General features: G+C 53.1%; 7 protein-coding genes. 2 read left to right on the top strand and 5 right to left on the bottom strand.

The window, feature by feature from the left end; genetic code table 11:
• Positions 1-5: 5 nt before the first annotated feature.
• From AABZ39_20420 to AABZ39_20410, 3 genes are all read right to left on the bottom strand, one after another.
• Positions 6-1,760 (bottom strand): FlgD immunoglobulin-like domain containing protein, encoded by a 1,755-nt coding sequence (locus AABZ39_20420; protein ID MEK6797151.1) that lies wholly within the window; start codon positions 1,758-1,760, stop codon positions 6-8.
• Between the two features lie 479 nt (positions 1,761-2,239).
• Positions 2,240-4,780 (bottom strand): hypothetical protein, encoded by a 2,541-nt coding sequence (locus AABZ39_20415; GenBank protein ID MEK6797150.1) that lies wholly within the window; start codon positions 4,778-4,780, stop codon positions 2,240-2,242.
• Positions 4,780-8,136: a hypothetical protein gene (locus AABZ39_20410; protein ID MEK6797149.1), complete on the bottom strand. Its 3,357-nt coding sequence runs from the start codon at positions 8,134-8,136 to the stop codon at positions 4,780-4,782. The genes AABZ39_20415 and AABZ39_20410 overlap by 1 nt, the downstream gene beginning before the upstream one ends.
• Positions 8,137-8,484: 348 nt before the next feature.
• Between AABZ39_20410 and AABZ39_20405 the strand changes: the two genes are divergently transcribed.
• Both AABZ39_20405 and AABZ39_20400 read left to right on the top strand, forming a co-directional pair.
• The gene (locus AABZ39_20405; GenBank protein MEK6797148.1) at positions 8,485-9,861 is read left to right on the top strand and encodes a hypothetical protein; all 1,377 of its coding nucleotides are present in this window, start codon (positions 8,485-8,487) and stop codon (positions 9,859-9,861) included.
• Positions 9,831-10,469, top strand: a complete 639-nt coding sequence (locus AABZ39_20400; protein ID MEK6797147.1) for an HD domain-containing protein — start codon at positions 9,831-9,833, stop codon at positions 10,467-10,469. Before AABZ39_20405 ends, AABZ39_20400 begins: the two co-directional genes overlap by 31 nt.
• A 4-nt stretch (positions 10,470-10,473) precedes the next feature.
• Here AABZ39_20400 and AABZ39_20395 read toward each other — a convergent pair whose 3' ends face one another.
• The gene (locus tag AABZ39_20395; GenBank protein MEK6797146.1) at positions 10,474-11,247 is read right to left on the bottom strand and encodes an AraC family transcriptional regulator; all 774 of its coding nucleotides are present in this window, start codon (positions 11,245-11,247) and stop codon (positions 10,474-10,476) included.
• 14 nt (positions 11,248-11,261) lie between these two features.
• Positions 11,262-11,957, bottom strand: a complete 696-nt coding sequence (locus AABZ39_20390; protein MEK6797145.1) for a hypothetical protein — start codon at positions 11,955-11,957, stop codon at positions 11,262-11,264.
• Between the last annotated feature and the right edge of the window lie 148 nt (positions 11,958-12,105).

Below are 12,105 nucleotides of genomic sequence, written 5' to 3'. Positions count from 1 at the left end.
TCACCTCACCGTACCACGACTATCGTGGAACGGCTCTGCACGATGCCGTCACCGGTTATCACCACCTGGTACTTGCCTGTGGAGACGTTTTTTCCCTGCGAATTCTTCCCATCCCATGATCTCAATCGATTATCCCCCTCGCGTATGGACTGCGATTCAAACGTATACACCTTTCTTCCATAGAGATCATACACCGTTACGGTAACGCTCGCTTCGGTCTTATTACGCAGCGTATAGTAAAGATCGGCAGAAGCGCTCGACCCCACTATCCTGTTATTCACCGCGACTATCTTATTCAATTCATTCGCGGTGACGGTCACCGTCACATAGACGCTGTTCGATATGGCCGGTGTCGCTGTATCGAAGAACGTCAGACAATATCGGCCAGCATCGCTGATGACCACCCTTTCCGACCCGGACAGCGATTTCGGAACGGCGGTGAGCGAAACATTCGTCGGATAGGTGATCCGCGAAGCATTCACCGCCCCCGTGACGGATGCTATCGTCATCCCGATGGTCCGCGTTGCAAGTGAATCGAGTTCGTTCGAATAGATATCGGTCGCTCTGAGCGTGATCGGTATCGCCACACCGGCGACCGATTCGGTCGGTGCCGTTATCCCTATTGCCCCGTACGCACCGGGCTGCACGGTGATATCAAGCCATTCTCCCTTATGTGAACCATCGGTGACCTTGAGGTTCTGCAGTCCCCGTCTTGTAAGATAAAAATTCGACGGATTGAAATTCTTCACACCGAGGTCGACATTACTGACGAATGTGTAGGGCGATGCCGCACTTGCCGGAAAACTATCGGCCCATCCGCCGGCGGACGATTCGAAATATATCTGCCCGCTGAAGTTGCTCGCCAGAAGATCAAGATAATCGAACCCCGTAACACGGATATTCGTTATGCCCGTGATCGACAGCGGCTGCCCCGCTGTTATCGTGGGAAGCAGCGGCAGCGGATTCAGCGCCTCGGTCATTTTAAACCGGTCGATGGGGGCAACAACACCGATCGATGTCGTCGTATAGTCGGTAAGCCCTGCAAGTCCGTCCGATACGGTAAGCGTGGGGCTCGACCCGCCCACAAGTCTGATATTGTTGATGGTCACCACTCCCTGATCCGCCGGTGTCATCGGATACGGTGAAGCCTGCGTATATGGCAGTATCGCTGTCGGATCGCCGTTCGCGATGAGGTATACCCCGCCGGAAAAATCCTTGTCAACATTCCCGTAGCCATCCTCGGCTTTTATCGTTATTGAGAACGGTACACCTGATTGCACCATGAGCGGGACATTGTACGCCTTGAACCGTGTTGCGGTCACTTCAATATGGATATCGACGAACCCGACACCCAACTCCCCGACATTCGTCAGATCATTCATGTTCTGGTCCCAGAAGCCGCCGCTCACCTGCCAGAACAAATTCACTATCGGCACCGTTATCTTTACCGTCCCCTTGTCGATGAGATTCGTTGAAAAGTCCGCGATAAGATAGAGATAGATATCGGTCAGCCACCCATGGTACAACCGCATCTCATTCGCACCGCCATCGGCAAAACCGAAAACCGCTTTTTTATTCTGAACGGTCTTCGGTGAATAGTTCTGATTGAATACACTGCTGTTGTTCGTACTTCGGATATAGGTGTTACGGAATGTCCAGTTCGTATTCAGATCATCGCCATTGGTATTCCAGTGAAGCCGTACCTGCGCATAATCGCTGTCCACGGCTGTTCCCCAGAAGCTGTACCGTATCGCAGACATCGCCGGGGACCCGACTCCCCCGAACGACGTTGTGTCGGCACCCTTCTGGTTTCGCAGCAATGATTTACAGATGATGACATTGGACATCCCGGGTGTCACCACTCTGTTCGAAATAGCACTTGAAATACATTGTATCGACCCCACCTCGGTCCCGCCCCACAAGCCTTCGTTGCTTGTCGGCGTTGCGAATGAAAGCGAATACAGCAAAAAAAAGAGAATAGAAGCGAAACGCATATGCTTTCCCCTGTATGGATGAGAGGATACCTTCAGGTGATCACCAGACGCCACTCTTAGAGTTTCGGCATTGAGCCGCTTAAATTCAACAGGATGCATAGAATACCTGCCCACCGCCACATCGGCGCCACCGCCAAAATGGTCGATTTTTCAAGAAATTTAATGTAAACGCTTACATTCAAGGCGTTCATATATGTTATAACGTATGAGACTGATAAAAGTGCACTTGATATTCTGCCAATCGGTCAGAGGAATATCGTCAATCCTGCATTATAAGTAAGGCCCATATTCCGCTCATACCGCACGCTCACGTCGACACGGCTCCCCATAAGCCCGATATCAAATATGAAACCGGCCATTCCAGCCACAGAAAGCTCCCCGATATCCGGACGGGCAGGGAAAAACTCATACCATGTGCCGACACGGAATTCGAACATCTCGAGCATGCGGTACATTGCGCCGCCGCCGATGGTAAGATTATCCACGTCGGAATAGCCACCGTGCAGATACAGCGTCATGTGATGGTTCTCGACATTGAGGAACCGGTAATTGAGGTCCAGTCCGAACGCCATCGGAAGGAGCTCGCTCACTTCGTAGAATTTTACCGGCATACCGAGGTTCTTTGCATAGAGCCCGAACGCAAACGTGTTCTTCTTCTCATCCGAACTCAGATAGGTAAGTTCCGTCAGATACAGCTGCCAGTCGAACTCATCGAGCTTCTGCAGATAATTCTGGTTCGCCGCGGCTATCTCCTCGGCCATGCTTATCTCGTTCTTCTTTTTGTCGCTCGCTGTATCTTCATTGATCTTCTTCACTGCCGCTTCGTTATTCCCCGCTTCCATCCGGGCCACCGACATCTGCACCGCGGCTATCTCCGCCTTTCGCTGATAGATCGATGCGATGATCTGCTTCTGCTTTATGGCTTTATCGGCTTCTTCCTTCTTCAACTCGGCGATGATCTTGTTCTTCGTGCTGAATATCCCCTGGAGGAGCACAAGGAATATCTCACGTTCGACCTTCTTATACTCGAGGAACACGTTCTTCACTTCGTTCTGCTCTTTCACCTGCAGATAATCCAGGTTCTTTTTCAGTTTCGCCTTCGCAATATCCTTTTCGAGATCGGCCATCGTCGTATCCAGCGTTCGATACTGTTCCAGCAGACCCTTCGCAAGATCATCATACTTCTTCCGCGTATCGACAACAATGCGGCTTCGCGCCTCATAGAGCTCGATGCGCTTATCGTATGCGGCCGCGATATTCCTGTAGTAGATCTCTTCCACCGGCGTCATCCGATACTGACGCAGCGCATTTCCCGCGCCCTCCTTCTCCCGGAGGAATTTCTCGTACCGTTTCGCCTTTGCGTTATTGTACGCTTCAATACCGCCGGTACCGACAGGTGATTCTTCCTTGACCTGCAGCGGCGGTATCCTGATCATCGTCCCCGGCAGCGGTTTTTTTATCCGTGACAGATCGATCTTGTTGTACGTCGTTATATTGGTATACAGGTTCGAATCGCTGTAATGCTCCATCGCTATCGACGCCCACGTATCATCCTTTTTCACCGTGTATCGTTTGTCCGCCTGTATCACCGCCTTGCTTTTCTCGGTCGATTCGTCCGATATGTATTGCGATACCTGCACCAGTTCATTGGAGATAAAGCCCTCATACAGATCGCCGATGCGCCTTACATTATCGTAGAACGATCCCTCCTTCGCCGACACCTTGAGCTTTTCATAATAGTTCTTTATGTCCTCGGCGTTCTGTCGCATATCGCCGCCGACGTTCTTCCGCAGGTATGCGTAATTGTCCGCGATCGCATTGCTTGCGATGAGCGAGAGATCAAGCAGCTCCTTTTTCGTGTTCGCATTGAAATTCGACAGGTCCGATTCCTGTATCTCAACATCGGGCGAATAATAGATCTCGTATATCTTCCGGCGCGCATCGTGCACCCGTGCTATGTCTTTTTTCTTTCCGGCATACGTTTTCTCGGTCCTTACGACGGACGCATCCTGGTTCGATTGATATTCCCTGCTCTTCGCCTCCATCGCTTCCGCATTAAGCCCTTTCATCTCTTTCAACGCGCGCATCCTTTCCGAGAACTGTCTCGCAGATTCGGCGAGGATGCCCCGTTTCTCGTTCTCAAGATATTCCTCGGTAATAAGGTCCTTGGGCATGCCGATATAGGGCAGCGGAAATTTCGCACTCAGGTTCACATCCCCGAAAATGGAGAATGCGCTCACTCCCGGCGCAAGCTGGGACTGATAATAGTTGACATTGAGCCCGAGATTGATCGCTGAAAGGAACGCTTTCAGTCCGTTCCTCCCTTTTACTTCTTTGTTCTGATTCGTCACGACCGTATAGTCTTCGAGCGTCAGACTCCTCACATCGAATATCAGAGACGCACCGGCGAACAGCGAATACGGCGAGAGACGGTCGGTGATACGCGCACGATCATCGCGCACCTCGAACGCCCCGAGCCCGTAATAGCTCAGATACCCGGCGATGCGCGCACCGGTAAAGATCGGGTTTTTCATCGCAAACACGATGTTCTCCGCGGCGACATCCTCGATGCCGAATGCAGAATGCATGAAGGTAAGCTCGGTCTTATCCTTGAGCGCGCTCACCCCGGTATAGGTACGCGAAAGCGGCGTGCGATTATCGAGCAGGTCGTAGCTTTTTCCCACCGCTATGGAATGAGAAGCGAACTCCGTCGCGAGAAAACTCGTGTTAGAGAACGCCGCTGATGCCGCAAGAACAAGGACAATAAGGTATCTTGTGGTTCTCATTATTTCACCACCATCAGTTTTACTTTTTTCGTATAATTATTCGGCCCTTTGATTATCGCTATGTACATGCCCGTGCGGACCACCTGCCCGGCTATCGATCTCGCATCCCAATAGGCGACATATGAAGTGAATGCGATCTCCTGCACTTTTGCGCCGGTAATGTCGTATATGTACGCTTTATACTGAGTAAAATCGCGCACCGTTGCATCATCAAGATAGATTATCGCCCGCTCGCCGAGTGATGGACGGATATAGGTACGCCCGACGGCGGCCGCGTCATTCGCCGCGAACGTCACCGCCGGCGAGATGGAGCATTCAACGGTGGATTCTGTGAATCCATCATTGGTGATCGACGCCCCTGCTGGAATGAACCCGGCCTGGATCGATTTGGGGAAATTAAGTGTGAACTTCCCGCCCACCTGTGCGTCGGCATTCATGGTAATGACCGCGTACAGATACGTGTCGTTCTTGTCTATCGTCACCGTCGATGCGAACGAAGCGAATTTGCTCCCGGCTACAAATACACCGTCAGACCCCGGCACGATGCTGTCGGCGGTATCATAGACACCGACAACGCTTCCATTATCCCGGTAGACTGCAAGTGATATCTCGCTGTGATTCGTCATGTTGGTCGCGGTTATGGTGAATGTCAGGCTGTTCACATTGAAAACCGCATCCTGATCGAGCGATTTCAGATTTATCCGCATCGCAGCAGCTCTGCTCCCCTGCTTTATATTGTTGGTAAGGAGCGGCAGAACGTCCGCCGTAAGCGTATTATCCTCGAGCTTGATATTCGATGTCGCTATCGCAAGAAGGTTCGTGTTAAGCATATTGTACTGGTTCGTCGTCGCATTCGTTCCGGCCACCTTCATCCAATGCACCCTGAACTTATTCGTCGCGAACGTATCGAAGGTGAGCGGCGTATAGGTGAAGATAAGCCGCGTCGGAGATATCACGCTCGCCGATAGATTGGTGATAATATTGGTTATGGAAATGTACCCGTTCAAATTCGAGATGAAGTTGCTTTGCGAAACGAGCACACTGCCCACAAGCGAATCGTCAAGACAATTGGTATACAGATTGAAGAACCCGTAGTACTGATGATTGGTGAGGAGATTGGTCATGATGATATTGGTTATCATCTGGGCGTTCGTATACCCGGGGCGATGCACCTTCATGAGCAGCACCTCGGACTCGGCATTCTTTACCGCCTGTCCGCTCGAGCGGTTCCGCACATCGTCGATGGACAGGTCCCACGTGGTCGCATTGGTATCGGGGAAGATCACTATCGTCTGGCTCGGATTATCGGCATTCGTAAGGGCGACGAGGCTGTTGCTTGTGACCGCACTTCCGTCCACCCAGCATTGCCATACGAGATTCACATCGTTGGTATTGATATTCGCACGCGGACGCCCGATGACATCGAAGGAAATGGTCTCGCGGGCGCCCTGCGCCGGGAGATAATTATTCGCTGGGTAACTGATGGTAATGAGATTCGACGACGCCACGTTGGAAAGCCCGGGGCGATATGCCGGATACGCGAGATAGTTGCTCACACCGAAACCGAGATATGCCGAATTGAAATTCGAGAACGCGCACAGCTGAAATTCCCACGGCACGAGGATGGCTATCTGTCGTATCGGGTCGCGCGTGATGTCGTAGGTGGAAAGACGCAGCGTCATCGAATAACTCTCGACCACCTGCTGAACCGAAGTCGGCGTGATAGAAGCGAACCCGAGGGCCGGCGACGTCGTTACGCCGAGAAGCCCGGTCCCGATGCATTTCTGCCAACCACACGTGGAATAATTGCTCTTCATTGCCGCCGGCATCGCGTCGAACTTTTCGGCCATCACGTATGCCGTCCATGCATCGTTATAGAAGAACGGGTTCGTCGAGCGGGTAACGATGTCGATCTTCACATATTGCCAATCCACTTGAGTGAAGTTCGTCACCTGGTTCCCAAGAAGAATACATATCTCGTTGGAGCCCGCGGCATTCGTCCAGCTATTCGTCATGATCGCGCATTGCGCATCGGCGGGGAACGAACCGTTCGAGTAGATATAGTTCGAGAGCACGCACTCGGTGGCACTGTTGCTGAAATGAGTCTTCACCGTGATACCGGCGACAAGATCGTTCGTGTAATCGAATGAAACCGGCTTGATAATGCGAAGGTAGTTCACACCCGCGTTATTCGCCGGGAGTATGACGTTCGTAATAACGACCGATACCGTCTGAAAATTGATCGCATTCGATATCGCCGCCGGCGAGAAGATGAACGCCGAGGCGTCGCATGCGCTCCGTATCAGGAGATTGTCGAAGGTGCCGAACGCCCACTCATGCCCGAGATAACCGCCGAACCCGCGCTGCTGATTGCCTATCATGATCGAAAAATTACTGTTCCACGTTACGGCACGGCGTTTTACGAAGAGCCATTCATTGGGATATGCCGGTCTCTGCCCGTAGGGATTCGGGTTCACGTACATATTCAATGCTTCACCATCATGTATGATACGGAAACCGATCGCATTGGTGTTCCAGTACATCATATTCGTGAGCGGCGTCCACGACCAATCGTTTGTAATGATATAATCCCAATACATCGCATTGGAAATGTTCGTCGTAACACCCGACGGCCGAGCCGCCGTCAGAAAGCTATTCTCGAGCGATATCTCACCGCTGTCGTATATCTCAAAACGACGGAACCAGGAAGAAAGGAAGCCCGCATGTTCCGACCATTCGAAATAATTCGCGAACGACGACCCCTCGTAGGTGCGATCGAAGTTATATGTTTTCGGCATACGGTTCAGCGGGTCATCGTAGAACATGGCAAGACCGACCGCAGCATGTTTACGGGCATCGGATTTTGTCGTCGGCACATGATCTGTTGCGGCACCACCGCTTCCGGGTTTTGTATCCACGTCCGATATATCTAAAAACGCGGCCTCACGTATCACTTCCCATCCGAACGGGGCATACTCGCTTGCATGATATGAATTCGTATGCCATATCCACTTTCCCTTCCAGCGTCCGTCACGGCTCGATCCGGCATCTCCCGGCGATACCGATCCCGAGATCTCCAATTTTCCGTTGGAGAATATCTGCTGCGACATATATCTGTTCGTATTCGTAAATAGTAATTCGAGCGCGGGGATTATCGCCCCCTCCCTTCCATACCACAAAGCGTTCGTCCAGCCGTTACTTCCGTTCGGGGCATATGACGGTGCTGCACCGCTGATGATATTACTGATCGGAAGAGAGCCGTCGGCGGGGCCAAAGTTCTCATTTAAATAAAACGACCCGGCGAACAACGATGCGGCTGTCATCGCAACAAGTGACATCAGAATGATCTTTCGCATGGGGAACGCTCCATTATCCTGTGCAATCATCGGCATTCGATCAGAACAGGCATATATTCATCGTGTCTTTCTGCGGGCAGGTCATTTTCACCAAAGGTCACGGCGGAGAATGTAATCGTTTACATTCTCGGTCATTTGGTATAGTATAGTCGATTGGAATATAAAATACAAGATACGACCGGAGACTGTTGCGAAAATGCTATTCGCGCATAACGAAGAATAATGAGTATCAAAATTTCATCGGAATCGATGAGAACAGCGGGTTGCAACCCGCTGTTCTCTATTTTCGCGACAATCTGGACTGCATTGCATGCCATTGATATACATTTTATGGAAGAAATATAGAACATGCTTCTAACGAGAGAATTATCAGCAAAACAGAGGGCTATCGGCGCGCAAAAGCTCCTGCGCTTCGTCTTTCTCAACGGCATCGGTTTCAATTTTATCGGTGAAACTTCGGTGGTACTCCTCGCCATGCAGTTCAATGCCTCGAACATACAGATCGGCTACCTCAATTCCTGCTTCCATATTACAGGCATCATCGCAATACTCGCCCCATCCATACTGGCACGAGCGCGCGTCATATCGGTCTTCTATCATGCCTGGACGATACGCGGCTTCATCTGCATCCTCTACGTGCTTACCCTGTTCTTCTCCGGACAAAGCGCTGTCATGATAATACTCGTCGTCTTCACGGTGTTCAATATCTTCCGCACCGTCGGCGTTGCCATGCTCGATGCCGTGAACAGAAGCCTCGTCCCCCCGAACGCATTGGGGGCATACGTCGCGAGAACGAACACCCAGTGGCTGTATTCGGCCATGATAGCGCAGACGGCATGTTTCCTGCTCCTCTCATACAAACCGCTTGCCGGCGTCGCCGGGCTTGTGCTCATCCAGTGCATCGGCACCGTGTTCAATACGCTCGGTACTCGGTCGGTGCGCGATCTCCCGGTACGCGACCGCATCCCCGCCGCTGCCGGCATGAACATCTTCTCCACCGCTATCCGCGTTCTGAAGGATAAAGAGATGCGTATACTCTTCATTATATATTCCCTGAATCTCACGCTCTTCATCATGCTCGCATTCACGATACCATTCCTCAGGAAGGTCGTCGGCCTCGGATCGAACATCATCTTCCTTTACACGATATTCATGACGCTCGCCGCCCTCCTTGCAAGCCGTATCATTCGTCCGTTCACCGACCGCATCGGGAAAAAACCGATACTCCTTATCACGAGCGGCACGGGCATCTTCATTGCGCTCGGGTGGGCGTTCATCCCCGCCACCGCCCGCATACCGGAGCTCTTCGCACTGGGCGCCGTGACGATATTCTTCTCGACGATGAACGGCCAGACGATAAACGCGCTCATGCTCCGCGCCATGCCGAGCACCGACAAGGCGAATTACTCGTTCATGGTGCGCTTCCTCTCCGCCATCATCGCGCTTGGCGCAGGTTTCGCCGCAGGTCTCATCGCCGATGCGGGAGCGCATTCGCATATGCTCGTCCATCCGTTCATGCTGACCTTCATCACCGCAGCGTTCATCTACATCCTCCTCTTCGCGATCAGCACGCGTATCACGGAACACAAGAGCCTTTCGATCATGGACAGCGCACGCTTCATTATCACCCATTTCAACCCCGACGACATCCTCGATGTCAGGGGGATAATCAACACGATCAGCCAGGGGATGCCATGGAATTCAAAACGCTCCAGACATCGGTAGCGCGCATCTTCGCCGACGCGCGTGCGAGCCACGACAGCGAACACACTGAGCGCGTGCTCCGTCTTGCCGAACACATCGCGGGAAAGGAACATGCCGATATGGCGGTCGTCCGTTATGCCGCGCTCCTGCACGACATCGCCCGCCACGAAGAGGACAGGCACAAGGGACGCATATCGCATGCACAGCTCGGCGCAGAGCGCGCAGCAAAGATGCTCCTGCGTCTCAAATACCCGGCGGAATTCATCAACGCCGTCACGCACTGTATACGCTCGCATCGATACCGCGCGGGGGGAAGCACACCGCGCACCATCGAAGCGAAAGTACTCTATGATGCGGATAAGCTCGATGCCATCGGCGCCGTCGGCATCGGACGCGCCTTTCAATTCGCCGGCGAGGTCGGGGCGAAACTGCATGACCCGAACGCCGACATCGCGCGGACGAAGGCATACACGGAAGAGGACACCGCGTATCGGGAATATATGGTAAAGCTCCGCTTCATCAAGGACAGGCTGTACACGAAGACCGCGCGTACAATGGCGAAACGACGGCACCGATTCATGACGGATTTTTTCCGGGAATTATCGAAGGAATGGCGGGGACATCAGTGAACGGTCAGCGATAGTATTCCTTATGCGCGCTCGCCTTCCGCGGGAGCGATGCCGGGCGGTCGCGATATGCCCGCGGTGATATGCCCGCTATCTTCCTGAATATGCGGCTGAAGTAATATTCGTTCTCGAATCCCGACTGTACGGCGACATCGCGTATCTTGAGCGGCGTTTCATCGAGCATTTTCTTCGCGTTCTCGATGCGTTTGCCGATGAGGTACTGCATGGGGCTGATGCCGTACTGCTTCTTGAACTCATGCCGGAGATAATCCTTGCTCAGCATGAGCGTGTCCGAAAGATACGTCACGCCGATGGATTCCCGGTAATGCTCGTCGATGATGACCTTCGCTGCGTCCGCGGGTGAATCCTTTTCGCTGCGGGTGTCGTTCCCCGAACGCTTCAGCTCGATGATTATCTCCGATGCCTTGAGCTCGATTATCGCCTTGAAGTACGCTCGTTTTTCCCTGAGCTCCCGTTCAATATCGTAGAACAATCGCCGAACCGCTTCCGATCCGGCGTACACGCCGTCGCTCAACCCCTCTATCTCCCATCCGGTCACTCCCAGGCAGAAATGCCGCGAGGCGTTGTCCGTGTTGGCCACATGCTTCGACCCCGGCGCATGGATGAGCACCGCGCCGTCATCGAACGGCAGCTGCCGCCCCCCGATGACGATGGAACCCATTGAACCGTCGACGAACACTATCTCGCAGAAATCGTGCGCATGCTCCCCCGACGAATGGCGGGCGGGAATATCCTCAATGAAGAACGCGGACAGACGCATATATCACCGCATCATTACAGCGCGAACGCTGTGGCGTATCGGAACCGTATCTCATACCCTATCGCCGACGGCAGTGTGCCTATCGTCTCAACGCGATTGATCGGAAAGGATACGACAAAACGATGGAACGGCTTTTCGCCGACGGATATCCAGATGCCGGGCGCCATCGACAGCGTCACGGAATTCGACGGCGAGAGCGTATACACCGGAGTGACCTCGATGAAAAAATGGAAATTGCTCCGTATCATCCTGAACTCCGGGGCGATGCCCGCAGTGAACACCGGATTCTGTATCTGCAAGGCATAGAGATCGACCGACACGTTCACGCCGAGCGCGAGCATACCGCTTTCCCCGTACCAATGATACTGCGGTGAACAATAGAACGAACGTGCGCCGGATACCGTGCGGACGCCCACGCCGAGCGCCGCGATGTGACCGCCGCCGAAATGGAGCCGCGGCATTACCCATGAACCGCCGTAATACGCAGGGTATAGCCCGGCGGACACGATATCGCCGACGATGTCGAAATTGCCGAGAATGCCGAAACCGGCGCGCACGGAACAGGCGACCGTCACGGACGGATACAGAGGAACGCTGAACGCCGGCGACACGGCGATAGTGCGCTCGGCGGTCATCGGACCGTAGAGCGAAAGCGAATACGGCATGCACATCGATGCCGCCGACAGGATTGCGATGAGCGATCGCTTCATGATACCCCGCGCGAACGATACCGAACACTGATTATAAACATCAAAGACCATTTGTCAATGCGAGTTCGGCAGATACGGGCGGAGTTTGAGTGTCAGCATCTTATCGCATCGTTTGATGCGCTCTTTGACGGATTCGAGGCGGTCATAC

The sequence above is a fragment of the Spirochaetota bacterium genome (assembly GCA_038043445.1).
Classification (GTDB): Bacteria; Spirochaetota; Brachyspiria; order Brachyspirales; family JACRPF01; genus JBBTBY01.
The sequence above is the reverse complement of the archived record's forward strand: the minus strand, read 5'-3'. Positions and strand labels throughout refer to the sequence as shown.